Annotated in this window: 23 protein-coding genes; 11 read left to right on the forward strand and 12 right to left on the reverse strand. The window is 50.0% G+C overall.

The annotated features are described in order from the left end of the window. Nucleotides 1-218: 218 nt before the first annotated feature. Nucleotides 219-1,415, reverse strand: a complete 1,197-nt coding sequence (gene lplT, locus MES37_RS15215; protein ID WP_237931894.1) for a lysophospholipid transporter LplT — start codon at nucleotides 1,413-1,415, stop codon at nucleotides 219-221. Continuing rightward, the gene (gene aas, locus MES37_RS15220; RefSeq protein ID WP_237931896.1) at nucleotides 1,408-3,567 is read right to left on the reverse strand and encodes a bifunctional acyl-ACP--phospholipid O-acyltransferase/long-chain-fatty-acid--ACP ligase; all 2,160 of its coding nucleotides are present in this window, start codon (nucleotides 3,565-3,567) and stop codon (nucleotides 1,408-1,410) included. The genes lplT and aas overlap by 8 nt, the downstream gene beginning before the upstream one ends. A gap of 56 nt (nucleotides 3,568-3,623) precedes the next feature. Between aas and MES37_RS15225 the strand changes: the two genes are divergently transcribed. Then, on the forward strand, nucleotides 3,624-4,019 hold the full coding sequence (locus MES37_RS15225) for a hypothetical protein (protein WP_064543768.1): 396 nt from the start codon (nucleotides 3,624-3,626) through the stop codon (nucleotides 4,017-4,019). A 239-nt stretch (nucleotides 4,020-4,258) separates the two neighbouring features. Next, nucleotides 4,259-5,266 carry an HTH-type transcriptional regulator GalR gene (gene galR, locus MES37_RS15230; protein WP_064543766.1) on the forward strand — a complete coding sequence of 336 codons (1,008 nt, stop codon included), beginning with the start codon at nucleotides 4,259-4,261 and terminating at the stop codon, nucleotides 5,264-5,266. A gap of 5 nt (nucleotides 5,267-5,271) precedes the next feature. Here galR and MES37_RS15235 read toward each other — a convergent pair whose 3' ends face one another. The 5 genes from MES37_RS15235 to MES37_RS15255 form a co-directional block, all read right to left on the reverse strand. Beyond that, entirely contained in the window at nucleotides 5,272-5,694 is a 423-nt protein-coding gene (locus MES37_RS15235; RefSeq protein WP_064543764.1) for a lysozyme inhibitor LprI family protein, read from the reverse strand. Nucleotides 5,695-5,857: 163 nt separating this feature from the next. Next, on the reverse strand, nucleotides 5,858-6,307 hold the full coding sequence (locus MES37_RS15240) for a GNAT family N-acetyltransferase (protein ID WP_064543763.1): 450 nt from the start codon (nucleotides 6,305-6,307) through the stop codon (nucleotides 5,858-5,860). Next, a complete protein-coding gene (locus MES37_RS15245) occupies nucleotides 6,304-7,077 on the reverse strand; it encodes a GntR family transcriptional regulator (protein ID WP_064543761.1) in 774 nt (257 codons plus the stop codon). The genes MES37_RS15240 and MES37_RS15245 overlap by 4 nt, the downstream gene beginning before the upstream one ends. An 89-nt stretch (nucleotides 7,078-7,166) precedes the next feature. After that, nucleotides 7,167-8,594, reverse strand: a complete 1,428-nt coding sequence (locus MES37_RS15250; protein WP_237931898.1) for a glycoside hydrolase family 1 protein — start codon at nucleotides 8,592-8,594, stop codon at nucleotides 7,167-7,169. Between the two features lie 7 nt (nucleotides 8,595-8,601). After that, nucleotides 8,602-9,939, reverse strand: a complete 1,338-nt coding sequence (locus MES37_RS15255; RefSeq protein ID WP_237931900.1) for a PTS sugar transporter subunit IIC — start codon at nucleotides 9,937-9,939, stop codon at nucleotides 8,602-8,604. Nucleotides 9,940-10,353: 414 nt separating this feature from the next. Here MES37_RS15255 and MES37_RS15260 point away from each other — a divergent pair, with 414 nt between their 5' ends. After that, nucleotides 10,354-11,376 carry a LacI family DNA-binding transcriptional regulator gene (locus MES37_RS15260; protein WP_064543758.1) on the forward strand — a complete coding sequence of 341 codons (1,023 nt, stop codon included), beginning with the start codon at nucleotides 10,354-10,356 and terminating at the stop codon, nucleotides 11,374-11,376. On the opposite strand, the gene lysA is transcribed toward MES37_RS15260, so the two are convergent. After that, the gene (lysA, locus tag MES37_RS15265; RefSeq protein ID WP_237931902.1) at nucleotides 11,362-12,624 is read right to left on the reverse strand and encodes a diaminopimelate decarboxylase; all 1,263 of its coding nucleotides are present in this window, start codon (nucleotides 12,622-12,624) and stop codon (nucleotides 11,362-11,364) included. The two genes, MES37_RS15260 and lysA, sit on opposite strands and share 15 nt — an antisense overlap. Before the next feature lie 233 nt (nucleotides 12,625-12,857). Between lysA and MES37_RS15270 the strand changes: the two genes are divergently transcribed. Then, nucleotides 12,858-13,781 carry a LysR family transcriptional regulator gene (locus MES37_RS15270; protein ID WP_064543786.1) on the forward strand — a complete coding sequence of 308 codons (924 nt, stop codon included), beginning with the start codon at nucleotides 12,858-12,860 and terminating at the stop codon, nucleotides 13,779-13,781. A gap of 1 nt (nucleotide 13,782) precedes the next feature. On the opposite strand, the gene MES37_RS15275 is transcribed toward MES37_RS15270, so the two are convergent. Both MES37_RS15275 and MES37_RS15280 read right to left on the reverse strand, forming a co-directional pair. Continuing rightward, nucleotides 13,783-14,949, reverse strand: coding sequence for an MFS transporter (locus tag MES37_RS15275; protein WP_064543754.1), 1,167 nt, complete (start codon nucleotides 14,947-14,949; stop codon nucleotides 13,783-13,785). 204 nt (nucleotides 14,950-15,153) lie between these two features. Further along, nucleotides 15,154-15,852 (reverse strand): aspartate/glutamate racemase, encoded by a 699-nt coding sequence (locus tag MES37_RS15280; protein ID WP_237931904.1) that lies wholly within the window; start codon nucleotides 15,850-15,852, stop codon nucleotides 15,154-15,156. A gap of 166 nt (nucleotides 15,853-16,018) precedes the next feature. On the opposite strand from MES37_RS15280, the gene MES37_RS15285 reads away from it, so the two are divergent. Then, on the forward strand, nucleotides 16,019-16,342 hold the full coding sequence (locus tag MES37_RS15285) for a cupin domain-containing protein (RefSeq protein ID WP_064543749.1): 324 nt from the start codon (nucleotides 16,019-16,021) through the stop codon (nucleotides 16,340-16,342). A gap of 64 nt (nucleotides 16,343-16,406) precedes the next feature. Here MES37_RS15285 and wzz(fepE) read toward each other — a convergent pair whose 3' ends face one another. Then, on the reverse strand, nucleotides 16,407-17,522 hold the full coding sequence (wzz(fepE), locus tag MES37_RS15290) for an LPS O-antigen length regulator Wzz(fepE) (RefSeq protein WP_133522173.1): 1,116 nt from the start codon (nucleotides 17,520-17,522) through the stop codon (nucleotides 16,407-16,409). Between the two features lie 699 nt (nucleotides 17,523-18,221). On the opposite strand from wzz(fepE), the gene MES37_RS15295 reads away from it, so the two are divergent. From MES37_RS15295 to MES37_RS15315, 5 genes are all read left to right on the forward strand, one after another. Next, complete coding sequence (locus MES37_RS15295) at nucleotides 18,222-19,112, forward strand: carbohydrate ABC transporter permease (RefSeq protein ID WP_064543746.1); 891 nt, start codon at nucleotides 18,222-18,224, stop codon at nucleotides 19,110-19,112. After that, a complete protein-coding gene (locus MES37_RS15300; protein ID WP_064543744.1) occupies nucleotides 19,105-20,019 on the forward strand; it encodes a carbohydrate ABC transporter permease in 915 nt (304 codons plus the stop codon). Before MES37_RS15295 ends, MES37_RS15300 begins: the two co-directional genes overlap by 8 nt. Before the next feature lie 13 nt (nucleotides 20,020-20,032). Further along, on the forward strand, nucleotides 20,033-21,160 hold the full coding sequence (locus MES37_RS15305) for an ABC transporter ATP-binding protein (RefSeq protein ID WP_064543742.1): 1,128 nt from the start codon (nucleotides 20,033-20,035) through the stop codon (nucleotides 21,158-21,160). A 15-nt stretch (nucleotides 21,161-21,175) separates the two neighbouring features. After that, on the forward strand, nucleotides 21,176-22,465 hold the full coding sequence (locus MES37_RS15310; RefSeq protein ID WP_064543740.1) for an ABC transporter substrate-binding protein: 1,290 nt from the start codon (nucleotides 21,176-21,178) through the stop codon (nucleotides 22,463-22,465). Nucleotides 22,466-22,548: 83 nt separating this feature from the next. After that, nucleotides 22,549-23,679 carry an oligogalacturonate lyase family protein gene (locus MES37_RS15315; protein WP_064543738.1) on the forward strand — a complete coding sequence of 377 codons (1,131 nt, stop codon included), beginning with the start codon at nucleotides 22,549-22,551 and terminating at the stop codon, nucleotides 23,677-23,679. Between the two features lie 142 nt (nucleotides 23,680-23,821). On the opposite strand, the gene kduD is transcribed toward MES37_RS15315, so the two are convergent. Then, the gene (gene kduD / locus MES37_RS15320) at nucleotides 23,822-24,583 is read right to left on the reverse strand and encodes a 2-dehydro-3-deoxy-D-gluconate 5-dehydrogenase KduD (RefSeq protein ID WP_064543736.1); all 762 of its coding nucleotides are present in this window, start codon (nucleotides 24,581-24,583) and stop codon (nucleotides 23,822-23,824) included. A gap of 379 nt (nucleotides 24,584-24,962) precedes the next feature. Between kduD and MES37_RS15325 the strand changes: the two genes are divergently transcribed. Further along, on the forward strand, nucleotides 24,963-26,138 hold the full coding sequence (locus MES37_RS15325) for an oligogalacturonate lyase family protein (protein ID WP_064543734.1): 1,176 nt from the start codon (nucleotides 24,963-24,965) through the stop codon (nucleotides 26,136-26,138). Nucleotides 26,139-26,334 lie beyond the last annotated feature (196 nt).

Below are 26,334 nucleotides of genomic sequence, written 5' to 3' on the forward strand. Positions count from 1 at the left end.
CCTGACACGGAGGCAAAATGGAGGTTTACCGCTTGCGGCGATTTATTTGCCGGGAGTCCGGGTTCTTAGGGTGGCGACGGTGGCCACCCTAAGACGTTCACCGGTTCCGTGGCGACATAAATACACTTTCGCCTGGTGAACGGAACCTGCGCCGGCTCGGCAGGAAGCTGCCCTCAAAGATGTGACTAAGAGACAGCTCAGTCCGAGAGGGGAGAAAACTATTTCTGCCGAATCTGCCAAACCCACAACCCAGTAATGGCCAGCGCAAATACCGCTCCGAAACCAATACCGATGCCGACAATGGGTACACCGATTTTAACCGCCAGTGAATAAAGCCCTAACATCAGCAGCATCGCGGTATTTTCACCGAGATTTTGCACCGCAATGGCATTCCCTGCTCCTACCGAATGTTTACCCCGTTCCTGAAGTAATGCATTGAGCGGGACCACGAAGAAGCCCCCCAGGATGCCAATCAGCACTAATAGCATGTAGGACGGTAGCAACGCGTGTTGCATGGCAAAGAACAACACGCCAACGCCAATCAAAATCCCTGCAGGCATGCACCGCGCCACGGTTTTAAGCGTCACCAGTTTAGCCGCAGCCCCGGCCCCCACCACAATGCCCACTGCGACCATCGCGTTCAGGTAAGTTGGCGTCGCGTTATCGGTAATGCCCAGCGCTACCGGTACCCATAACACCAACAAGAAACGCAATGTCACACCAGCGCCCCAGAACAAGCTGGTTCCCACTAATGAGAAACGAGTTTCACCGTTCTGCCACAACGTGCGGCAAGCATTGAAGAAACTTCGGGTCATGGGAGTAAAGCGCCATGACTGATCAGGACGCGCCGGTGCAAGTTTCGGGATAAACATATTAGCGACGACCGCCCCGGCATACACCAGCACGCAGACGCCCAGTGCCGCAACAATATGCCAATCAGCCAGTACACCGCCCGCCATAGAACCTAGCAGAATCGCAGCAATGGTCGATGACTCCATCAAGCCATTTGCCTTCACCAGGCGGTCACCGGTCGTGAGTTCACCAAGAATCCCGTATTTAGCCGGTGAATATGTCGCAGCACCTATTCCCACCAGCGTGTAACCGACAAAGGGATTAAGTCCAAAACAGATAACCGCCGCGCCGATGAGCTTGAGGCAGTTGGCAAACATCATCACTCGCCCTTTGGCAAAGCTATCCGCCACCTGGCCGACAAACGGAGCAAACAAAATGTAAGCACCGACAAACACCATCTGTAAAACCGGTTGGCTCCAGTCGGGATAGAACTGCTGTTTGAGTACCGCCAGCGTGGCGAATAGCAAAGCATTGTCACCAAACGCCGATAAAAACTGCGCGCCTGTTACTGCCATCATACCTCTGGACCAAATAGAGGTATCGTTCACGGCGCTATCACGCATTCTCTGTCTCCGGTTGGTCTACCAGCACTTTCAGGCTGACAAAATCAGGTTTGCCGCTGCCGAGTAAAGGTAACTGTTTGAGGAAGCGAATATCACGGGGAACCGCCAGCTCAGGCACGCCGTTTGCACGCGCATGTTGCAACAATTTTTCACGGCTGAGTTCATTATCCGTGGTGAACATCACCAGAGCTTCACCTTTTGCTGCGTCAGTTTTGATAACCGTTGCGTGCATTTTCTCAGGCGAAACACCCAGTGCCAATTGCTCGACCATTTCCAGCGAAACCATTTCACCGGCAATTTTGGCAAAGCGTTTAGCGCGCCCCTGAATCACACAAAAGCCGTGCTCATCAAACCGGACAATATCACCCGTGTCGTACCAACCCGGCTCCATTTCCCCCTGCGCATTTTCAGCACACGGCGCTTCCAGCACACCTGGATTTTCGACACGCAGATAGCCCTTCATGATGTTTGGCCCTTTCAATTGCAGCCGCCCACCCTCTTCAATACCAGGCACCGCCATCAGACGGGCATCCATCGCGGGCAGAATACGCCCAACGGTGCCAACTTTTGCCGCCATCGGGACGTTAATTGAAACCACTGGCGCACATTCCGTCACGCCATAACCTTCCAGAATGCGCAGGCCAAATTTATCCTGCCAGAGCTGTTTAGTGCTTTCCTGGAGCTTTTCTGCTCCCGCCACCACGTAGCGCAGACGGTAGAAGTCATAAGGATTAGCGAAACGGGCATAGTTGCCGAGGAAGGTGGATGTGCCAAACAATACGGTGCAGTTACGGTCATAAACCAGTTCCGGCACAATGCGGTAATGCAGCGGGCTTGGATAGAGGAAGACTTCGGCACCGGTGAGCAACGGCGTGAATAAGCCGACGGTCAGGCCAAACGAGTGGAATAACGGTAGTGCTGACATAAAACGGTCGTTGGCGGTGAAATCCGCGATAGTGCGAATTTGCTCAACGTTCGCCAGTAAACTTTTATGGCTATGCACCACACCTTTTGGATTGCCCTCAGAACCAGAGGTAAACAACACCATCGCGGCGTCTTCGGGTTGCTGTTTAACCTGTGCCAAACGCGGCATTAATAAATGGCTAAAAATCCAAAGTTTATCGGCAAGCGTGACATCAGCTTTTAAATCTTCCAGAAACACCCAGCGCACCTGCGTGAGTTGCTCCGGCAAATGCCATAACTTGCCTTTGTCGAGGAACTGACGGGAGGTGAAAATGGTTTTGAGTTGCGCCGCGGTAATGGCACTGGTCAACCCTTTCACACCTGCGGTGTAGTTCATCATCGCCGGAATTCGCCCGCGAGAAGAAGCACCAAAAATCACCGCGGCACTAATCGCCGCATTCGGCAACATCAGGCCAATAGTTTCTCCTTGTACGGTGTATTTATCCAAAATACGACCGACAAACAGCGTTTTAGTTAACAGGCTACGGTAGGTATCCGGTTTGAAATTGATATCTTCAATACAGTTTTTGCGCTCACCGTAACGACGCTGAGCGGCAAGTAGCGCTTCGTACAATGTTTCACGAGGACGTATCGCCATCCGCGCTTCCATCATAATTTGATGCAGCATTTCACCCGCCATTTTACGGCGGTCACGGGCGCGCGGCGCATCCGGCATCGCAATCGAAGTCGGTGGCAGAATATGCAGGTTGATACGAGGGAATACGCGGCGTTTTACCAGACCTTTCAGGCGGCTAAAGAAGCTCAGCTCAGCGCCATCAATACGAATCGGGACAACCGTCGCATTCGATTTAGCGGCAACAAACCCCGCCCCTTCATAGATTTTCATCAACGAACCGGTCACCGAAATGCGCCCTTCCGGGAAGATAACCACCGGTCGGCCCTGTTCCACCAGGCGAACCAGATGCTTAATCGACATCGGTTTGGTTGGGTCGAGCGGTACAAAATCAATCAGTGATTTCAGCCAACGCATGTACCACTGCTGGCTGATAGAAGAATAGACGGCGAATACCGGGCGTCCGGGTAAAAACAACGCTAACAAAATTCCATCAATGAAGGATACGTGGTTAGGGACGATCAGAACGCGCGATTGGGAGAGAACTTGAGGATCACCATAAAGACGCACTCTGAACAGAATACGAAATAACGTACGGAAAAAACCAAATAGCATAGCAACTCCCTTTGTCATGAATAAACCGCAGGCACTTAAGTGTAGTGGCAGATTACATGACTAACTTCAAAGGAGCGATAGTTTCGAGGAACACGAACTCTGAAAATAAAGCAAAAAAAAACCTGCGCATCTGCGCAGGTTGGTGCAAAAGAATGGTACTCAACAACGTACCTGGAATTCTCACCAATCAATACCTCTGGGATTTGAATTGTGGCGCACTCCTGGCAGGCTCACCAGCGAGAAAGAGCAAGGGAATTAGCGGAAAGTGCAACCAGGTGTTTAAAACATTGAGTCTTGTTACAGGCAGGCAAATTTTGGGCAAAAAAAACCTGCGCATCCGCGCAGGTTGGTGTAATTCATGTGATCAGCAATTAGAAGCTGACATCACCTATCAATACCTCTGGGACTTCAAATGTAGCAGTGGCGAGTCAGTCTTCGCCATGTCGAAATAGCAACAGCGCGATGCAAACTGTAAGCAAAGATTTAGTCTGAAATCATTAAAAATCCAGAACATGACAATCACTCCCGTTGCGCTTAAATTTCAGCGGCAAATAAGTGTAACGATTACACTAAAAATGGCCGTTTTTTGCATGAGTTTGCGACGATGAATACAGTTGCGCGCTTGAAGTAGCACGACTTTTCCGTAACACTTAAAATTGTGTAAACGCTTACCCACTCAGGAACACTTTCGATGGCGACAATAAAGGATGTAGCAAAACTGGCAGGCGTTTCTGTCGCCACGGTATCTCGTGTCATTAATGATTCACCAAAAGCCAGCGAGGCGTCACGTCTGGCGGTGACCAGTGCGATGGAAGAACTGAATTACCACCCTAACGCAAATGCGCGAGCGCTGGCTCAGCAAACTACTGAAACTATTGGTTTGATAGTGGGTGATGTATCCGATCCCTTCTTCGGCGCGATGGTCAAAGCCGTCGAACAAGTCGCCTATCGTACCGGCAACTTTTTATTGATTGGTAACGGTTACCACAACGAACAAAAAGAACGCCAGGCAATTGAGCAACTCATCCGCCATCGTTGTGCCGCCCTGGTGGTTCATGCAAAAAAAATCCCTGATAGCGAACTGATTTCATTAATGAAGCAGATGCCGGGCATGGTAGTTATCAACCGCATTATTCCCGGTTTCGAGCAGCGCTGTGTGGCGCTGGATGACCGCTACGGCGCCTGGCTTGCCACACGCCATCTGATTCAACAAGGCCATACCAAAATTGGCTACCTCTGTTCCAACCACCAGATTTCAGATGCAGAGGACCGCTTGCAAGGTTATTACGACGCACTAACCGAACACGGTTTACCGGTTAACGAGCGGTTAGTGACTTACGGTGAACCTGATGAAAGCGGCGGCGAGTTGGCAATGACAGAGTTGTTAGGTCGTGGAAGACATTTCAGCGCCGTTGCGTGTTACAACGACTCCATGGCCGCAGGAGCGATGGGCGTGTTGAACGACAACGGGATTGATGTACCAAAAGAGATTTCACTGATTGGCTTCGATGATGTGTTGATCTCACGCTACGTTCGCCCGCGCCTGACGACCGTGCGTTACCCAATCATCACCATGGCGGCGCAGGCCGCAGAACTGGCCCTGGCGCTGGCTGAAAAACGTGAGTTACCTGAAATCACGCATATGTTCAGCCCAACACTGGTACGCCGCCATTCGGTGATTACTTATTCAGGAGAGTAATGATATTAATCATCACTCAACTGTTTGATTCTCGAAAGGTTCATTTCGATGATTGTTTGGTAAGCGGCAAGACCGCCGCCATTACCTGAACCGTAGGACGTCAACACGCGATGGCTTTCGGCAGTGCGAAACTCACGATACGCACGCTCTGCATTGTCGAATGCCTTAACAGGCTGCAGTGACTTGCTCCCTTCGCTCATATTCTCAAGCTCGACCAGATCCGCCCGCGTCTTTTTCTCAATTGCGACCAGTTCGGCCTCAGATTGCTTCACCACGGCCGGATAACATTCACGCTGCTCGGCAGTCGATTCTTTCGCTTCGCATTGTTTGTAAAGCGCCTGGGCAGACTCAGCGGCAACCGCTGGCAGCGAAGTCATCGCAACTAACACCGTTCCCGCTACCATTGACTGAATTGAGTTAAGCTTCATTTCCGCTCCTTGTTGTTGATATAAGGCCACCAAACCTCGGCCCTCACAGATGTGAGAATAATGTTACTGATTTTCAGTAGTGCAGGCGAGGTTTCGGTCGTATTACGATGGTGATGGGCAACAATTCAGACAATTGGTGAGTGAGCACTCAGGGAAGAGAGATTTAAAGAGTAAACCGATAAAGGTGCACAGACTTGCTCGGGTAGTCTAGTCCGTCGCCGATATACTGCCAGCCAAAACGCTCGTAGTAATCTTTACAGGCCGAATAGAGATACAACTGGGGGTAGCCGAGCGTACGGGCATATTCAATAACGTGCTGTTGCAATTGTGCGCCTAACCCGCGGCCACGCTGCTTTTCATCAATGTATAACGCCGCGAGCCACGGATAGAGATCCTGGCGGCTAATTAAATCACAGCGCCACAACCCTACCGTTCCTACTAACTTGTCCCCCTCTACAGCGACAAATGTCAGCGGCATTTCCCCTTCTCGCTGGCTGGTTGCCACAATTGAAGCGAAAAAGTCACGGCTATCAGAGGTGCCAAACGCTTGCCACAGCCAGTCCGTCACTTGCGGCCCATATTGTGGTACGGCGTAGAGTGGCAGAATCTTCACATCAACTTCCCCTGGAAAATGGGAACCGACTCGAATAAGTAGCCATCAAAATCTGGTGCATCGGAGTCAGACTGTTCAAGCAGGCTGTTTTTAACGTTTTCTAAATGCTGCCACATCGCCTGCCACGAACCCATCACATCACGGCGGCGCAGCGCTGCCAGAATGGTTTGCAGGTCACCCAGCCATTTCAGGCGATAACTACGGGTGTCGATATGCGCACGTAATTGCTGCCACATCGGGCTGCTATCAAGATGACGCCAGATACTTTCTACCGTCGCCAACAACATCTGGTTTTGCGACGCCCCTGCCAGAACCAGGTGAAACATCTTGCAGTTGTCCTGGCTCAGGTCATTCATCGCAATGGCACGTTGTTCTTGTTCAAGGATACGTTTGAGGTTATCGATATCCGCTTTGGTGGCCATTTTTGCGGCAAAGGCCGCAATATTACTTTCGAGCAACTGGCGTGCTTGCAGCATTTCAAAGGGACCAATATCGCTACTGAAAAAAGCTTCTTCTTCCGCTTCATTTTCTGCCGGAACGCGTGTCACATACACACCCGATCCCTGGCGAATATCGACCGTGCCCTGCAATTCCAGCATCAGTAATGCTTCACGAACAATGGTACGACTGACACCGTACGTTTCGGCAATGTTACGTTCAGGCGGCAAACGCGAACCGACCGGATACAATCCCTGCATGATTTGCGCGCGCAGATCCTCACCAATTTCCTGGTATTGTTTTTTTTCTGGCGAAAGCACTACCTTGTCCACGATATCACCCGTATTTGTCGATTCTCAGCGGCATAACGTACTGCCGCTGATTAATGCCTGCTAGCTTATCAAATTAAGCTGCTGAATGATTATTTCCATTCATCATCAATATTGAGCTGTAAAGTGCGCGACTCACTTAAAGAGCGATACCAATGGGCTGACTTTTTCGCCCGCCGCGGACGATTATTTTGCAGATCAATTTCAATCAAGCCATAGCGGTTTTTGAAAGCGTTCATTGGCGAAACGTTATCGGTAAAGGCCCACAGCATGTAACCCTGGCAGTTTGCGCCATCTTCGCGGGCGCGCAGCGCCTGGTACAAATGTTCGCTGATAAAGCTGATGCGATAATCATCCGCTATCACGCCATCGGCATTGCGGAATTGCGCTTCATTTTCCGTGCCCATGCCGCTTTCCGCCACAAACCACGGGATATTGCGATACTCGGTTTTAATGCGCATCGCCATGTCATAAACAATGCGTGGATAAATTTCCCAGCCGCGCGACTTATTCATGCGCCGCCCTGGCAATTCAAACGGCTCGTAGTAATAAGCGGGATGGAATGGCGTTTCTGGGTTCCAGGCGCGCGACGGCGCTTTGACACGATGCGGGTAATACAGGTTGATGCCCAGCTCATCGACAGTATTCTCGCGAATAATCGCTAATTCCTGTTCGTTGTAATCCCATTGCACGTCATGTTTTTCCAGCAGTTCGAACAACTGCTGCGGATATTCACCGTGCACTAACGGGTCTAAAAATACCCGGTTGTAGAACAGGTCGTAAATCTGCGCGGCTTGCCGATCATGGGCAGCACTCGAACGCGCATAAGTGACTTCCGGGTTAAGAATGCAGCCCACGGTTCCGCTGTAACCTTTCTCACGGAACAGTTTCACCACTTTCGCCGTAGCGAGGTTTTTATGGTGATTCCACTGCATCCACTTATGGGTATTTTGCTCGTATGGCCAGCGTAACGCATCCAGATAGACGCGGGTTTGCACTACAATCGGCTCGTTAAACGTAAACCAGCGATTCACCTTGTGAGCGTAACGGGCAAAGACTTTTTCCGCATACAACACGTACAGCTCGACCACTTTTTTCGACGCCCAACCGCCATAGTTTTCGAACAGCGTGGCGGGCAGTTCATAATGTTCGAGGCAGATCATCGGTTCAATGCCGGTGCGGCGCATTTCGTCGATCAGATTGTCGTAATACTGCGCATATTCCTCGTCGACGATGCCCTTTTCATAATCGGTGAAAAAACGCGACCAGTTAATTGAGGTGCGGTAATGCGTCAGCCCCGCCAGTTTCATCAATGCCACATCTTCACGATAGCGATTGATAAAATCAGTGGCGACTGCCGGGCCATAGCCCTCGTGCCACACATGGCGGTCGTTTTTGTACCAGGCATCCAGCCAGGAATCCTGCCCTTCTTTTTTGCCGCTCCAGCCTTCGGTTTGCCAGGCTGATGCCGCAGCGCCGAGGATAAAATCTTTTGGGATAGTGACTTTTACGTTGCTCATGCCTTCCTCACGCGTTTTTGGCAAGTTGTTGCTGTTCGGCCTGCAACTGCGCCTGCTCAGCACGGCGAGAGGCAATTTTCACAAACGGCAGATAAATCAGCACGGAAACCAGAATACAGCCCAATTGTGTCACCACCGCGCCCATCGAACCGGCGGTAGAGAGCCAGGCGTTAATCAACGGCGGTGTGGTCCACGGCACCATCACTACCGCTTTACCAGCAAAACCCATTGCGGTGGCGAAGTAGCCAATCGTGCCGGTTACCAGTGGGGCAATAATGAAGGGAATAGCCAAAATTGGGTTTAGCATAATCGGCATACCAAAAATCACCGGCTCGTTGATATTAAAAATGCCGGGGCCGAAAGAGAGCTTAGCTATCTCTTTCATTTCTTTGCGTTTAGTGGCGATCATTACCGCAATCAGCAAGCCGATGGTTAAACCCGAACCGCCAATACTCATGTACACATCCCAGAACGGCATGGTGATGATATTGGGGATCTCTTTACCTTGCTCAAAAGCACTCATGTTGACGGTAATCGCGCCAAGCAGCAGCGGTTCACGGATAGGTTTGATCATCTGGTTACCGTGAATACCGATAACCCAGAACAGCTGAGCGACAAACATCAGCAGCAAAATACCCGGCAGGCTCTGCACCACTTTTTCCAGCGGTTGCTGCACCACCTGATACACCGCGTCATACAGATACATGCCGGTGGTCTGATGGAAGATGAAACCGAAAGTCGCGATGGCGGTAACGGTGATGATTGAAGGAATTAATGCAGAGAAAGAGGCAGAGACATTTGGCGGAACGGTATCAGGCATTTTGATTTTCAGCCCTTCGCGTTTTTCCAGCCAGCAGTAAACTTCAACCGACAAAATGGCAATAAACATGCCGAGGAACAGGCTGCGGGTATCAGAAAACTGGCGTGCCAGAATATCTTTCACCATGTGCATTTGCCCATCGACCATCATTTCAATAGTCGTTGGCGTCACGCAAATAAAGCAAATCACCGCCAGCAAGCCGGGGAACAAACTTTTAATACCGTTGATGCGCCCCAATTCGATACCAATCAGGAACACCGCACCGATGTTCAAAAAGTTAAGCGTGGCGTAGTTAATCGCCGCGGTGATTGGTTTCAGCTGTGCCAGAAACGACAATGCAGAAAAACTGGCCAGGCCGTTTTTCGGGTCCAGCACCATGTTAGAAATCAGTACCGAGAACGCCCCGACAATAATCACTGGCATCAGGGTGATGAACGAGGCTTTGATCGCCATAATATAACGGTAACTGTTGAATTTCGTGGCGAAACTCCCCAGCGAGTCGATTAACTTTTCCTGTAATGCCATTGGGTATACCTCTGTGTTGTCGTTTTTTATTATGTAGGGTGATGTTTAACGAACGTTTTGGTATGCCAAAAATAGGATCAACCGCCTAACAATTCCGTGATAAATGTCCCACATCGTTATATTGGAATTCCAATAAAACCAATTTGGCATACCAAATAAATTCATACCCTAAATAATTCAAGATGCAGGAAGGCGGCAAAAGAAGGAATCCCGATGAGCTTACTAAAGTAAGTGATTCGGGTGACTGAAAGCAGCCAACGCGCCTGCAACTTGAAGTATGACGGGTACAAAAGCGTGATCCGCTCCGCCAAATGGCATAGCGAAGCCGCAAGCACGATGTTTCATCAGCCCAGCGTGATAAACTAGCGAAATTATGCGACCACGCGGCTAAGCGTCTTACTCAGGAATGAATTGATGGTAACAATGCTGGATGTCGCGCTACGCGCAGGCGTTTCCAAAGCAACGGTATCACGCGTGCTCAACGGGATTGGGCAAGTCAAAGAGACCACCCGCGAACAGGTGTTTAGCGCTATGGAAGAGTTAGGTTATCGCCCTAATTTTCTGGCGCGATCGCTCGCCAATCGCAGCAGTAATAGTGTGGGTCTGGTGGTATCGACGTTTGATGGCTTCTACTTTGGCCGACTATTACAACAAGCCTCGCGCCAGACTGAAGTGTGGGGAAAGCAACTGATTGTCACCGATGGGCACGACACACCGCAGAAAGAACTCGAAGCCGTGCAAATGCTGGTAGACCGGCACTGTGACGCCATTGTGCTGTACACCCGTTTTATGAGTGAACGTACATTATTGTCGCTAATGAATAGCATCAAAGTGCCGCTGGTGGTGATTAACCGCGATGTGAGCCAGGCGCGCGATCGCTGCGTTTTCTTCGAACAACAAGATGCCGCATTTAAAGCGACAGACTATTTAATTCAGCAGGGCCATCGCGATATTGCCTGTATCACCGTACCGATTTCCACGCCAACCGGCCAGGCGCGCCTGATGGGCTATCGGCAAGCACTGCAAAAACATAGCATTGCTTTTAGCGAAGATCGGGTGAAATACGGCGATTCCAGCATGGAGCTTGGCCACAAGCTGTGCCAGGAGTTACTGGAAAGCCGCGTCCCGTTTACTGCACTGTTTGCCTGCAACGACGATATGGCGCTGGGTGCGTCGAAAGCGCTGCATCAGGCTGGAGTGCGCATTCCGCAAGATATTTCGTTGTTTGGTTTTGATGATGCGCCGAGCGCGCAGTGGCTGGAGCCTGCGTTATCCAGTGTTTATTTGCCTATCGATAACATGATCATCACGGCTATCAATCAGGCGATAAAACTGGCAAACGGCGAGTCGCTCGAGGCGATCCCACCGTTTGTTGGCAAGCTGGTGTTGCGGGACTCAGTCGCGCCGGGACCGTTTTACAGTTTAGATAAGCTCTAAAGCCAACAACTCCTGCACCGTCTGGCGGCGGCGAATCAGCCGCGCTTTGCCGTTATCAAACAATACTTCCGGCAGCAGCGGGCGACTGTTGTAGTTGGACGACATCGATGCGCCATACGCGCCGGTATCGTGCAGCACTAAATAGTCGCCGACTTGCACCGGCGGCAGCGCACGGGTTTCCACTTTGCCACCTTCTTGCTGGGTAAACACATCGCCGGATTCACACAATGGACCGGCGACCACGGTTTCGACCAGTGGCAACATCGCCAGCTCACGTCCATCCCCCGCTAACGCAGAAATATGATGATAGCTACCGTACATTGACGGGCGCATCAAATCGTTAAAACCGGCATCAATCAGCACGAAGTGGCGCGAGCCCATGTTTTTCACTGAACGCACTTGTGCCACCAGCACGCCCGATTCCGCCACCAGGAAACGCCCAGGTTCGATCTCCAGTTTCACCGGATGCCCCAGACGTTGAGCGATTTTTTCACGAGCCGCATTCCACAAACCGTAATAATGATTGGTGTCGATGGTTTCTTCGCCTTCGCGATAGGGAATCGACAAACCGCCGCCTGCGGAAATAGCTTCCAGATCCTGACCAAAATCAATCACCTGTTGCACCATCGCGCCACAAACACGTTCCAGATGCCCGTAATCAACGCCTGAACCAATATGCATATGAATGCCGACCAGTTGCAGTTTGTAGCGTTGAATCACCTCCAGCGCCTGCGGTAAATCCGCATGCCAGATACCGTGTTTGCTGTTTTCACCGCCAGTATTGGTTTTCTGGCTGTGACCGTGACCAAAGCCTGGATTGACGCGCAGCCAGACACGATGCCCCGGCGACACTTCGCCAAGCTGCTGCAACATATCAACGGAACCGGCGTTAACCGGGATTTGCTGTTCGGCGACTAACGCCAGAGTTGGCTGGTCAATCATATCGGCAGTAAAAACGATGTCGTCTTTGTTTTCCAGCGGCTGATATCCCGCCGCTAACGCCCGTTCAATTTCACCCTGAGAAACCGAATCGACCTTCACGCCTTGTTCGCGCATCAGGCGCAAAATATGAATGTTGGAACAGGCTTTTTGGGCAAAACGAATCACATCAAACTGGCGCAGTTGCGCGATTTGCTGGCGAATAATTTCTGCATCGTATACCCAGACCGGGCAACCAAATTCAGCAGGCAATGCCAGCAAGTTTTGCGCATTCAACGCAGTTTCAGGGTTATTCAGTGGGCGTGGCATGGTGACTCCGGCAACAATTCATTTTTTTGTATTACGCCATAGAGTGAAGAGAAGAAAAAATATCGTTTTCTGCCAAGTCTATTCATTTATGATATGGATATATCTCCCCTCACCCTGGCCCTCTCCCTGAGGGAGAGGGAAGAAAACCAGACCAATCTCCTTGAGTCCCTCTCCTGGGGGCGAGTGCCAGGGTGAGGGCGCTCATTGCTGACCCAAAACACAAAGGCCAAAACATGCCCTCAATCACCTTACGCCACATCGAAATTTTCCATGCGGTAATGACTGCCGGTAACCTCACCGAAGCAGCAGCATTGCTGCATACTTCGCAACCCACCGTCAGCCGTGAACTGGCAAGACTTGAGAAGTTGATTGGCCTGCAATTATTCGAACGTAGCCGTGGGCGCTTGCACCCTACCGTTCAGGGCTTGCGCTTGTTTGAAGAAGTGCAGCGCTCCTGGTACGGGCTGGACAGAATACTGAGTGCCGCAGAAAGCCTGCGCGAATTTCGCCAGGGCGAGCTATCTATCGCCTGCCTGCCGGTGTTTTCACAATCTTTCTTGCCGGTATTGGTGCAACCGTTTTTGGCACGCTATCCGGAACTAAGTCTGAATATTGTGCCGCAAGAATCGCCGTTGCTGGAAGAATGGCTATCGGCACAACGCCATGATTTGGGCCTGACCGAAAACACCGTGACGCCTGCCGGAACTGACCGCCAGACTTTGCTGACGCTTAACGAAGTTTGTGTTCTGCCTGCCGGGCATCGCCTCGCCGATAAAAAAGTGCTGACACCGCAAGATTTTGCCGGAGAAAACTACATCAGCTTGTCGCGTACCGACAGTTATCGGCAGCTTCTGGATTCACTGTTTCAGGAACACGACGTTAAGCGACGAATGGTGATGGAAACGCACAGTGCAGCGTCGGTGTGTGCGATGGTGCGGGCGGGAGTTGGGGTTTCCGTGGTCAATCCGTTGACCGCTCTGGATTATGCTTCCAGTGGCGTTGTGGCGCGGCGCTTTAGCGTGGCGGTGCCGTTTACCGTGAGCCTGATTCGCCCACTGCACCGCCCTGCTTCTGCGCTGGTCACGGCATTCAGCGAACATTTGCAAAACAGCATGCAAATCTACACCGAGCCACTTAGCGCGTTGTTGGATGCCTGAATTAGTGTTCTGTTACTGGCAGTTGATGACCAGTGCCATTGCTGAAGTTAATCAGGCAGATGACCAACCCAATAGCAGCAAGTCCTGCCGCCGCAACCGGTACGGCGGTCAGGCCGTAACCATGAGCAATCACGGCTCCGCCAACCCACGCACCTAGCGCATTGCCAACGTTAAAAGCTGCAATGTTCAACGTCGACACCAGGTTGGGTGCATCTTTGCCGTGTAGCACCACATTGATTTGCAGCGCAGGAACGGTGGCGAATGCCGCCATTGCCCAGAGAAACAGCGTGATTTCTGCAAGCCACATACCGTGGCTGGTCCAGCGGAACAGCAACGAGAAAATCGCAATCAGGCTGAAGCTTAAGATCAAACTAAATGAAACGCGCCAGTCGGCCAGGCGCCCGCCAAGAATATTGCCAACCGTTAACCCCGCACCAATCAGGAACAACGTCCAGCTCACGCCCTGATTTGTAATGCCCGTGACCTGCAACAGCATCGGCGCAATATAGCTAAATAAGGCAAACATCGCGGCGGCAAAAAAGACCGTCATTGACAGCGAGAGCCAAAGTTTACCGTTCGCCAGGGCGCTCACTTCGCGCTTCAGATCGGCAGGCGTTTCCTCTTTTTGCGATGGCAAACTAACTATCAGCGCGATAAACGCCACCACACCGATAATCGCCACGCCCCAGAATGTCGAACGCCAGCCGTACAGTTGCCCAAACCAGGTGCCGATTGGCACGCCAAGCACATTCGCTAATGTCAGACCCGTGAACATCAAAGCCACCGCCGACGCTTTGCGATTTGGCGCGACCAGGCTTGCTGCCACCACGGCACCAATGCCAAAAAATGCACCGTGGCACAGCGCGGTAATAATGCGCGCCAGCATCAGGAATTGATAATTCAGCGCCAGTGCGCACAGGATGTTGCCGACGATAAAAATTACCATCAGTAGCACGAGAGAAAGTTTGCGCGGCAAACGTGCCGTCAGTAACGCCATGATCGGTGCGCCAATCGCGACCCCGAGCGCGTAGCCGCTAATCAGCCAGCCTGCAGTGGGAATCGAGATCGTCAGGTCTCCGGCCACTTCGGGCAGCAGGCCCATAATCACGAACTCCGTCGTGCCGATGGCAAAGGCACTCATCGCCAGCGCCAGCAAGGAAACAGGCATGGGAAAACTCCAGGTTGCAGAAATAACAAAAGGCGGAAGAACGTGGTTCAACCGCCAGAACGCGAGGATGTCAGAGGTGCAGCTTGTTTGAAAAAACGTGCGCTGCTTAACAAATTAATAACACAAAAAACGCCGGGTATGACCCGGCGTGCGCTGAGGATACTCGATTTTTCATTTATCTTTTTGAAATTAAAAAAGAAAAAATCACACCTCAGCAAGCATAAATTTCACTGCATCTTCAGCATGAATGGCGGCAGTATCAAACACTGGTAATGGGCAATCTTGCTGGTTAAGCAGCAAGCCAATTTCGGTGCAGCCAAAAATCACCCCTTCTGCGCCTTGCTTCTGCAACTCTTTAATCACTTGCTGATAATAGTGCTTCGACTCGGCAGTGATTTTTCCAAGACACAGTTCTTCAAAGATGACCTGATTAATGCGCTGGCGCTGCTCTTCATGGGGAATTAACGATTCAATGCCAAACTCAGCATTCAGGCGGCCTCGGTAAAAATCCTGTTCCATGGTGTAACGCGTCCCCAGCAAAGCAACACGCTGAACATTTTGCGCAGTAATGGCGCGCCCCGTCGCATCCGCGATGTGCAAGAACGGCAGCGAGCAACGTGATTCAATGTGGTGTGCCACTTTGTGCATGGTGTTGGTACACAGCACGATGCCTTCGGCCCCGGCTTTTTGCAGGCCAAGCGCTGCTTGCGCCAGCATATCACCGGCTAAATCCCATTCACCGCTGGTCTGACAGGCTTCAATCTCATGAAAATCAACACTGTGCAGCACAATTTTTGCCGAATGCAGCCCACCTAAACGCGTCTTAATACCTTCATTAATCAATCGATAATAAGGAATTGTCGATTCCCAACTCATGCCACCCAGCAAGCCAATTGTTTTCATTTTTTCGTCACCTGTTCTTTGTCATGACATTGGTTATAACAGAGAGATTATCAGGCAGGAAAGCGTGATCGGCCTTACAAAACTCCGGTGCCAACTATCGCAAAGGGGATTTTCAGGTTACGATTATTTAAATGAAACAACGTTTCACGTAACCAAGGATCGAAAGATGTTCACTTTTATTAAAGATACTCAACTGGAAGATTTAGGTGCTGGCGTGAGCCGCCGTATCCTGGCGCACGACGGCAAAATGATGGCAGTACAGGTTAACTTTGAAAAAGGTGCCATCGGCCCGATGCACAATCACCCACATGAGCAGTTAACTTATGTGCTGTCTGGCGAATTTGAATTCACCATCGGTGAAGAAACTCACCGTGTGACCGCGGGCGACACACTCTATAAAGAACCTCACGTGATGCACGGCTGCGTATGCCTGGCTGCTGGCACACTTTTGGATACTTTCACCCCAATCCGTGAAGATTTTCTGAAGTAAGTGCCAAAAAAAAACGGCTGCTTCCAGGTTTTGGAAGCAGCCGTTTATGCAGCAATATCAGCGATTATATTTCTTCAATTCTCATACGAGACGACATCGCACCACGAACCAGCACAGAACCCGCCGCCACAATCAAGCCAACCAGCGCCGCCAACACAATAATCAGTGATTTACTGGCGCCATCTTTTTTTACCGGTAGCGAAGGCTGCATCTGGTATTTGAAAGGTGTGAAATCAACTGAGCCAAGATTTATCGCCTGCAATGCGCTCAGAACATGCTCACGATTTTGTATTGAGACATTCAACTGAGCTACGTCTTTAATCGACTGTTCGATTTTTAGCTTTTCGGCTAAGCCATTTGCCCCAAGCGAAATGGAGTAATCAGGGTCGTCTTTCACTGCCTGGCTATTGCTGTATACCGGATTTTTCAGGCCCGCAGCATTCGCCACCTGTAACGAGTAACCCAAACGCTCAACGTTCACATTATGTTGGTTTTCAAGGTTGACCCGATCCAATGCCAGACGGTCTTTTTCATATGCTATTTTTAATTCAACGGCATTTTTTACATCAGCGATGATGTCTTTATTCACTTGTTCGGCAATAAACTGAATGTAATTTTGCAGCACCTGCTGAGCATCATCAGCATCAGGCGCAGTAAAACCCAGGGTCCAGGAGGTGTAAGGCATATTGGTGGATTTTTTAGGGTCACTATTGTCCATCGCGGTAAAATTTTGCGAGACCCTGACGATGGCTTTGTACAATTCAGGGTTATCGACATCCCCATTCTTCACCAGCGCCTGCACATACGGAGATTGGCTGAGGAATTGTGCGCGAAGCTGCTGAGAATCAAACTTCTTCAAAAACGAATTATACAAGTTGACGGAACTCAGATTGGTTTCGACCCCAAGCACGGTGAGATTTACCATCGCGCGGTGTAACTCACTAACCTCTTCAGTTTCAGGTGGGGTAACAATCGCCTGGCTGGTCCATTTTTGTGGTAGCAGGAAGCTGGCTGCCAGCCCGCACAAAGCAAATAATAGTGTAATGATGGCTATTTGTTTTTTGGCGGCAAACAGAGTGGATAACAAGTCGAGTAAGTCAATCTCTTCATGGCGCGGTGCCACAAGCGGGTAAGGAGAGACGTTTTCCAGGCGATTGGCTTTCATTTCAATAGAAGACATAACTGGCCGGTTTTTAATTTATGAAGAAAAAGGACGCGCAGTACCTTTCCTGAGTTGGGAAATTAAAACGGTTACGCGACGTTAAGAAAAAACGGAACAGGTCAGGTTTTAGGCGAGGATAAAGGCTACATATCTTTCCTGGTGCATGTCATGCATCGATAGTAAAAAACGCGTTTTCAACGCTATTTCTACCCTCTGTTAATGCGCCAATAACAAAGCCACAACCTTGTAATGAAACGTAAATTTTCCTTATCAGTGGGTATTATCACCAAGAATACTCTTAAAAACAACTCTCAACTCTTGTAGTTTTAAAATCAATAAAAACTCTGTCCATTTTTACACAAGTCTCTAAAACCTCGCCTGTTTCACATAATCAAAACAGCGTTTCGACATCGATCACATTTCTCTGATGAATTGAATGACGTAGTTACAAATCGTAATAAGATAAATTAAAACGCTGTTTTACAAACCAAGAACCACGGTTCACATGTTTATGAAATCTGTTATCCATTACAGAAAAGCGATAAGCACAACGGTGTTTTAATCTTTTATTTATCAATCAATTATCAGGGAATGAATATGACGATGATGCCCAACCCTTTTCGACCCATCAGATTTCTCACCAGGGTGAGGCAATGAGTTTCAAGAATATTTTTGTATCAAACAATTTTTAAACCATTGACCACCAGGTAGGTATGTATGAATGAAAACAGAATGCTGGGATTGGCATGGATTTCGCCCTACATAATAGGGTTGTTAGTCTTTACTGCCTTCCCGTTTGTTTCATCTTTCTTCCTCAGTTTTACTGAGTACGACTTGATGAACCCACCGGTGTTCACCGGTATTGAAAATTATCGCTACATGTTGACCGAAGATTCACTCTTCTGGAAATCCATGGGCGTGACGTTTGCCTACGTGTTTTTAACTATCCCGTTAAAACTCGCATTCGCGCTGGGCATCGCCTTTGTTCTGAACTTTAAACTACGCGGCATCGGTTTCTTCCGTACTGCGTATTACATCCCCTCTATTCTGGGTAGCTCCGTTGCGATTGCCGTTTTATGGCGTGCGCTGTTTGCCATCGATGGCCTGCTGAATAGCTTTATTGGTGTGTTCGGTCTGGACCCAGTGAACTGGCTGGGTGAGCCTTCTTTGGCGCTGATGTCCGTTACGCTGCTGCGTGTCTGGCAGTTCGGTTCGGCGATGGTCATCTTCCTGGCTGCGCTGCAAAACGTTCCGCAATCACAGTATGAAGCGGCAATGATCGACGGCGCGTCCAAATGGCAGATGTTCACCAAAGTGACGGTTCCTTTGATTACGCCAGTCATCTTCTTCAACTTCATCATGCAGACCACGCAGGCGTTCCAGGAGTTTACCGCGCCATACATCATTACCGGCGGCGGCCCGACTCACTACACCTACTTGTTCTCACTGTATATCTACGACACCGCGTTCAAATACTTCGATATGGGTTATGGCGCAGCGCTGGCGTGGGTTCTGTTCCTGGTCGTGGCGGTCTTTGCCTCCATCGCCTTTAAGTCATCGAAATACTGGGTGTTCTACTCCGCAGATAAGGGAGGCAAAAATGGCTGATATTCCAACAAACCAGCTCGGTTCACCAAGCCAGACGGAATTGGCAGAGCAAGAAGTCGCCCGTACATTACGTCGCGAAAAAATCAGCCGTAGCATTCGCTATGTGGTGCTGATTATTGTCGGCCTGTTGATGCTCTACCCACTGGTGTGGATGTTCTCTGCCGCGTTTAAACCGAACCATGAGATCTTCACCACGCTGGGCCTGTGGCCGTCAAACCCAACCAGCGACGGTTTCGTCAACGGCTGGAAAACCGGTACTGAGTACACCTTTGGTCACTACATGCTGAACACCATGCAGTATGTGATTCCCAAAGTTCTGCTGACCATTATATCTTCAACGATTGTCGCTTACGGCTTCGCCCGTTTCGAAATCCCGTTCAAGAAATTCTGGTTCGCCACGTTGATTACCACCATGTTGCTGCCAAGCACTGTGCTGTTAATCCCGCAATACCTGATGTTCCGTGAAATGGGCATGTTGAATAGCTATTTACCCCTGTGGCTACCAATGGCATTTGCCACCCAAGGGTTCTTTGTCTTCATGTTGATCCAGTTCCTGCGTGGCGTACCACGCGATATGGAAGAAGCCGCGCAAATTGATGGCTGTAACTCCTTCCAGGTGCTCTGGTATGTGGTAGTGCCGATTCTGAAACCGGCCATTATCTCCGTCGCCCTGTTCCAGTTCATGTGGTCAATGAACGACTTTATCGGGCCGCTGATTTATGTGTACAGCGTCGACAAATACCCAATTGCACTGGCGCTCAAAATGTCTATCGACGTGACAGAAGGCGCTCCATGGAACGAAATTCTGGCAATGGCGAGCATCTCCATTCTGCCATCGATAATCATCTTCTTCCTGGCTCAACGCTACTTCGTACAAGGCGTGACCAGCAGCGGAATTAAAGGTTAAGTGAGGGAATATCATGGCTGAAGTTATTTTCAACAAATTGCAAAAAGTTTACTCCAACGGCTTCCAGGCGGTTCATGGTATCGACCTGAAAATTGAAGACGGTGAATTCATGGTTATCGTCGGCCCGTCTGGCTGCGCGAAATCAACCACCCTGCGCATGCTGGCGGGTCTGGAAACCATCAGCGGTGGCGAAGTACGCATTGGCGACCGCGTCGTCAACAACCTGGCACCAAAATCGCGCGGTATCGCGATGGTGTTCCAGAACTACGCGCTGTATCCACACATGACGGTACGTGAAAATCTGGCGTTCGGCCTGAAGCTGAGCAAGCTGCCAAAAGACCAGATTGAGTCGCAAGTGAATGAAGCGGCCAAAATCCTTGAACTGGATGAGCTGATGGACCGCCTGCCGCGCCAGTTATCTGGCGGCCAGGCACAGCGCGTGGCAGTAGGCCGTGCGATTGTGAAAAAACCGGATGTGTTCTTGTTCGACGAACCGTTATCAAACCTTGATGCCAAGCTGCGTGCGTCGATGCGTATTCGTATCTCCGACCTGCATAAGCAACTCAAGAAAAGCGGCAAGCCAGCCACCACCGTTTACGTGACCCACGATCAGACTGAAGCGATGACCATGGGCGACCGTATCTGCGTGATGAAACTGGGCCACATCATGCAGGTGGATACACCAGATAACCTCTACCACTACCCGAAAAACATGTTCGTGGCGGGCTTTATCGGTGCGCCAGAAATGAACATTCGCCCGAGCAAGTTGATCGAAAAAGACGGACGTCTGCAAATTAGCGTCGGTCAAGACACGCTGGCGCTGAACGAGCGCCAGCAAAAGCGTTGCGCTGAATACAAAGATCAGGACATTTTCTTCGGTATCCGTCCTGAATTTATTTCAATCTCTGATGAACCGTTCGCCCAAAGCCATTCCAGCGGTGAAATGGTGCGTGTGGAGAACATGGGTCATGAATTCTTCATCTACCTGAAAGTCGCTGATTTCGAAATGACCTGCCGCATCCCTTCCGATGAAGCTAAGCCAATGATTGAAAAGGGCCTTCACCGTAAGGTGTATTTCAAATTTGACATGGAAAAATGTCATATTTTCGACGCAAAAACAGAACAGAACATCTCACTCTGACAGGAGTCTATGATAATGAAAAAAGTGCTGTTAAGTACCCTGATTGCTTCAACCCTTGGCATGGCTGCTGGTTCTGCGTTCGCGGCAGATCAAGTGGATTTACGCATGTCCTGGTGGGGCGGCAACGGACGCCATCAGGTGACTCTGAAGGCAGTTGAAGAGTTCCAGAAACAACATCCAAACATTAAGGTGAAGTCTGAATACACTGGTTGGGACGGCCACTTGTCCCGTCTGACCACACAAATCGCGGGCGGTACTGAGCCAGACGTGATGCAGACTAACTGGAACTGGCTGCCAATTTTCTCTAAAACCGGCACTGGCTTCTACGATCTTAATACCGTGAAAGGTGATCTGGATTTAACCCAGTTTGATCCCAAAGAACTGCAATCCACCACGGTTGACGGCAAGCTAAACGGTATTCCGATTTCCGTTACCGCGCGCGTGTTCTATTTCAACGACGAAACGTGGAAGAAAGCAGGCATCGCTTACCCAAAAACCTGGGAAGAGCTGATGGCTGCGGGTAAAACCTTCGAGAGCAAACTGGGCAAGCAATACTTCCCGGTGGTGTTAGAGCACCAGGATACGCTGGCTCTGCTGCGCTCTTACATGGTGCAGAAATACAATATTCCTGAAATCGACACCACCAAAAAGCAGTTTGGTTATTCCAAAGAGCAGTGGGTTGAGTTCTTCGGCATGTACAAGAAACTCATCGACAGCCACGTGATGCCTGACACTAAGTACTATGCGTCATTTGGTAAGAGCAACATGTACGAAATGAAACCGTGGATTGAAGGCGAGTGGGCGGGGACGTACATGTGGAACTCCACCATTAACAAATATTCCGACAACCTTAAGCCACCAGCGAAGCTTGAACTGGGTTCTTACCCAATGCTGCCAGGGGCGACAGATGCCGGTCTGTTCTTCAAACCTGCGCAAATGTTCTCTATCAGTAAAACGACCAAGCATCCGAAAGAAGCGGCGATGCTGATTAACTTCTTGCTCAACGAGAAGGCGGGCGTGGAGGCTTTGGGTCTGGAGCGCGGTGTGCCATTGAGCAAAGCGGCTGTAACCCAGCTGACTACTGATGGCGTAATCAAAGATAACGACCCATCAGTTGCAGGTCTGAAACTGGCGCAGTCACTGCCAAACAAACTGGCAACCTCGCCATACTTTGACGATCCGCAGATTGTTTCCCTGTTCGGAACCTCTTTGCAGTACATCGACTACGGCCAGAAAACCGTAGAAGAAACTGCAGCTGAGTTCGAGCGCCAGGGTAACCGCATCCTGAAACGTGCGATGCGTTAATTAAGTAGGCTAGTTTTGCTATCTATGCCCTGCCCCGCTTGCGTGGCAGGGCATTTTTTTAACGATTAAACAGGAGTGTCGTTATGGCTAAAGGTAAGAAAATCCAACTTTCCTTCCGCGCCCGACGCGACAAGGAAACCGGTGCAGAAGTCTTGCGTTTAACCCCGCCACATGTCATTTGCCATCGTAATTATTTCTATCAAAAATGTTTCAGTAATGATGGTCGGCGGTTGATATTCGGCGGCGCATTTGAAGGGCACTGGAATTACTACTCGCTGGATCTGGACAAACAAATGGCGACCCAGTTAACCGAAGGTGAAGGTGACAACACTTTCGGCGGCTTTCTGTCAGCTGACTGCCAATCGTTGTGGTATGTGAAAAACACCCGCGAACTGCGCCGCGTTGACCTGGAGACTCTCGAAGAGCATGTAGTTTACCAAGTTGATGACCAGTGGGTGGCTTACGGTACCTGGGTTGCTAATTCGGATTGCAGCCTGTTGGTTGGTATTGAGATCAAAAAAAGCGACTGGTCGCCGCTAACTGACTGGCAAAAATTCCGTGATTTCTATTTCACCAACCCGGAATGCCGCCTGATCCGCATCGATTTACACACCGGCGAGCAACAAGTCATCTTGCAAGAAAAACGCTGGTTAGGTCATCCGATTTACCGGCCATTTGACGATCAAACCGTAGCGTTTTGTCACGAAGGGCCGCGAGATGCCATCGATGCTCGCATGTGGTTGATTAATCAAGATGGCACTAATCTGCGCAAAGTGCGCCAGCATCAGCAAGGCGAAAGTTTTACCCATGAATTTTGGGTGCCTGATGGCTCTGCGCTCTATTACGTCGCTCACAAAGAAGGTGATGCACACCGCTATTTGTGGAGTGCCAACCCGTTAACTCTCGAAAATCGCCTGCTGCGAACCATTCCCCCTTGCTCACACTTGATGAGTAACCACGACGGCACGCTGGTCGTCGGTGATGGTGCACCACATAAAACCGGCAATATCGATCTTAACGATCCTTTTATTTGGGTGTTTGATTTGCAGAAAGGGACGCAGAAAGCGGTTTGCCAGCACAATACATCGTGGAAAGTTCTTGATGGAGATCGGCAGGTGACACATCCACATCCGTCATTTAGCCCGGATAACCAGTGGGTGCTTTACACTTCCGACGAAGAAGGCATGCCTGCATTGTATTTAGCCAGGGTATAGATATAAAAAAACCTCCTGATTTCAGGAGGTTTCTATTTCGTTTCATTTTGTCGGGGGCGCTACGCTTGCCCGACCTACCGAAAGGAATGGATTTCGTAGGGTGGATAAGCGCAAGCGTCATCCACCTTTACTTCAATCCGAATTAACGCGCTAACCAGCCGCCATCAACCGCAACGGTGTAACCATTGATGTAATCAGAAGCAGTAGATGCCAGGAACACGATTGGACCTTTCAGATCTTCTGGCAGGCCCCAACGGCCAGCAGGGATACGCTCAAGAATGGCAGCGCTACGTTCTTCATCAGCACGCAATTGCTGGGTGTTGTTGGTTGCCATGTAACCTGGGGCAATCGCGTTTACGTTGATACCGTGTTGTGCCCACTCGTTCGCCAGCAGACGGGTCACGCCCATTACTGCGCTTTTTGACGCGGTGTAAGACGGTACGCGGATGCCGCCCTGGTAAGAAAGCATAGAAGCGATGTTAATGATTTTGCCGCCTTTGCCTTGCGCAATGAACTGGCGAGCCACAGCCTGAGACATGAAGAACACGCTCTTAATGTTCAGGTTCATGACATCGTCCCAGTCTTTTTCGCTGAAGTTGATCGCATCTTCACGACGAATCAGACCCGCGTTGTTTACCAGAATGTCGATTTGGCCGTACTCAGCAACCGCACGCTCCAGCAGAGCGGGAATGCCATCAATCTGGCGCAGGTCAGCGGTCAGGCTCAGGAAGCGGCGACCCAGAGCAGTAACACGCTCAATGGTTTCAGCCGGTTCAACGATGTTGATGCCCACGATGTCACAACCAGCTTCAGCAAGACCGATAGCCATACCCTGGCCCAGACCTGTATCACAACCAGTAACAACTGCAACTTTACCTTGTAGGGAGAACGAATCCAGAATCATGTAGGTTTCCTTTATTTATACGGGCCTGCTGTTAGCGCAAGCATTTCGGGGAAAATATTGTTCGCGCTAACTGCGCAATTCATAAATTACATACGGTGCAAACACTGTTCCGTAATCTTTGATGGGTGAATAGTAATCCTGTTGAAACTGCTTTTCAATTATAAATGAAACGTTGTTTCAGATTTTGGGGTGTTCTTTTCATATTTGATAAAGCGATCACGCTTAGCGGCTTACCCCAACGTTCTGATGCCCTTCTTTGCAACATTTCATACAACAGATATTACTTTTAGTGAATGCAATCACACACTTTGAAACATTGTTTTGATAAATTAGCACCCATTGTTCGTTCATCAATTCCGATAGGTAAAAGGAGAGCATCATGGCTAAAGGTATGCGGGTTAAGCTGGTTTACGAAGTGAGTCAGGACCCAGACACAGGCGTCGAAGTCACCCGCTTAACGCCACCAGAAGTCACGTGTCATCGTAATTACTTCTATCAAAAATGCTTTACCAATGATGGCAACAAGCTCCTGTTTGCCGGGGAATTTGACGGCCACTGGAACTACTACCTGCTGGATATCGCCGCAGGCGAAGCGGTGCAATTAACTGAAGGCGCTGGCGACAACACTTTTGGCGGCTTCCTCTCACCTGATGACAACTCTCTTTACTATGTGAAGAACGAGCGCACGCTGTTGGAAGTGAATCTTGAGACGCTGGTTGAGCGTGAAGTTTACCGCGTACCTGATGATTGGGTTGGTTACGGCACCTGGGTGGCTAACAGCGATTGCAGCAAACTGGTGGGAATCGAAATCTCCAAAGACGACTGGGTTCCATTGAACGACTGGAAAATCTTCCACGACTTTTTCCACAAAGGTCCAAACTGCCGCCTGTTGCGTGTTGATCTACAAACCGGTGAAAGTGCAGTGATCCACCAGGAAAAAAACTGGCTCGGCCATCCGATTTATCGCCCATTCGACGACAACACTGTCGCCTTCTGCCATGAAGGTCCGCATGACCTGGTAGATGCGCGTATGTGGATGGTCAACGAAGATGGTAGCAACGTGCGTAAAGTGAAAGAGCATGCCGAAGGTGAAAGCTGCACGCATGAATTCTGGGTGCCAAACGGCTCTTCTCTGATGTACGTTTCTTATCTTAAAGGCCAGCAAGGCCGCACCATTTATAGCTACAACCCGGACACGGGTGTTAACGCTGAAGTGATGCAGATGCCTGCATGCTCACATCTGATGAGTAACTTTGATGGTTCGCTGTTAGTCGGCGATGGTTCCGGTACGCCTGTCGATGTGAAAGACACCAGCGGTTATACCATCGATAACGACCCGTATTTATATGCCTTCGATGTTGCGAAAAAAGCGTATTTCCGCGTCGCTCGTCATGATACATCCTGGGCAACATTTGCCAATAGCCGCCAGGTCACGCATCCACATCCTTCATTCACTCCGGATGACAGCGCCATTCTTTTCAGCTCCGATAAAGACGGTAAACCTGCGCTATATATTGCGAAGATGCCTGCTAACCCGGAATTAATTTCTGCCTGATAAAAGAGTATGTCCTGTGTAGGCCCTTGCCCTCTCTTTATGAGAGGGCTTTTTTTTGCTGACAAAGGGTTTTTGTAGGGTGGATAAGCGTTAGCGTCATCCACCATTTACGCCAGTTGTGTCGGATGACGCTGCGCTTATCCGACCTACGAAGACGTTTGTCATCAGTCTCTGCCCTCTCTTTATGAGAGAGCTT

This window comes from Buttiauxella sp. S19-1, assembly GCF_022134725.1.
GTDB classification, from domain to species: domain Bacteria; phylum Pseudomonadota; class Gammaproteobacteria; order Enterobacterales; family Enterobacteriaceae; genus Buttiauxella; species Buttiauxella ferragutiae.

Coding starts and splice junctions, on each gene's coding strand:
- lplT (WP_237931894.1), bottom strand. CDS start 1,415: ATGCGTGATAGCGCCGTGAACGATACCTCTATTTGGTCCAGAGGTATG.
- aas (WP_237931896.1), bottom strand. CDS start 3,567: ATGCTATTTGGTTTTTTCCGTACGTTATTTCGTATTCTGTTCAGAGTG.
- MES37_RS15225 (WP_064543768.1), top strand. CDS start 3,624: ATGACTAACTTCAAAGGAGCGATAGTTTCGAGGAACACGAACTCTGAA.
- galR (WP_064543766.1), top strand. CDS start 4,259: ATGGCGACAATAAAGGATGTAGCAAAACTGGCAGGCGTTTCTGTCGCC.
- MES37_RS15235 (WP_064543764.1), bottom strand. CDS start 5,694: ATGAAGCTTAACTCAATTCAGTCAATGGTAGCGGGAACGGTGTTAGTT.
- MES37_RS15250 (WP_237931898.1), bottom strand. CDS start 8,594: ATGAGCAACGTAAAAGTCACTATCCCAAAAGATTTTATCCTCGGCGCT.
- MES37_RS15255 (WP_237931900.1), bottom strand. CDS start 9,939: ATGGCATTACAGGAAAAGTTAATCGACTCGCTGGGGAGTTTCGCCACG.
- MES37_RS15260 (WP_064543758.1), top strand. CDS start 10,354: ATGGTAACAATGCTGGATGTCGCGCTACGCGCAGGCGTTTCCAAAGCA.
- lysA (WP_237931902.1), bottom strand. CDS start 12,624: ATGCCACGCCCACTGAATAACCCTGAAACTGCGTTGAATGCGCAAAAC.
- MES37_RS15270 (WP_064543786.1), top strand. CDS start 12,858: ATGCCCTCAATCACCTTACGCCACATCGAAATTTTCCATGCGGTAATG.
- MES37_RS15275 (WP_064543754.1), bottom strand. CDS start 14,949: ATGCCTGTTTCCTTGCTGGCGCTGGCGATGAGTGCCTTTGCCATCGGC.
- MES37_RS15280 (WP_237931904.1), bottom strand. CDS start 15,852: ATGAAAACAATTGGCTTGCTGGGTGGCATGAGTTGGGAATCGACAATT.
- MES37_RS15285 (WP_064543749.1), top strand. CDS start 16,019: ATGTTCACTTTTATTAAAGATACTCAACTGGAAGATTTAGGTGCTGGC.
- MES37_RS15295 (WP_064543746.1), top strand. CDS start 18,222: ATGAATGAAAACAGAATGCTGGGATTGGCATGGATTTCGCCCTACATA.
- MES37_RS15300 (WP_064543744.1), top strand. CDS start 19,105: ATGGCTGATATTCCAACAAACCAGCTCGGTTCACCAAGCCAGACGGAA.
- MES37_RS15305 (WP_064543742.1), top strand. CDS start 20,033: ATGGCTGAAGTTATTTTCAACAAATTGCAAAAAGTTTACTCCAACGGC.
- MES37_RS15310 (WP_064543740.1), top strand. CDS start 21,176: ATGAAAAAAGTGCTGTTAAGTACCCTGATTGCTTCAACCCTTGGCATG.
- MES37_RS15315 (WP_064543738.1), top strand. CDS start 22,549: ATGGCTAAAGGTAAGAAAATCCAACTTTCCTTCCGCGCCCGACGCGAC.
- kduD (WP_064543736.1), bottom strand. CDS start 24,583: ATGATTCTGGATTCGTTCTCCCTACAAGGTAAAGTTGCAGTTGTTACT.
- MES37_RS15325 (WP_064543734.1), top strand. CDS start 24,963: ATGGCTAAAGGTATGCGGGTTAAGCTGGTTTACGAAGTGAGTCAGGAC.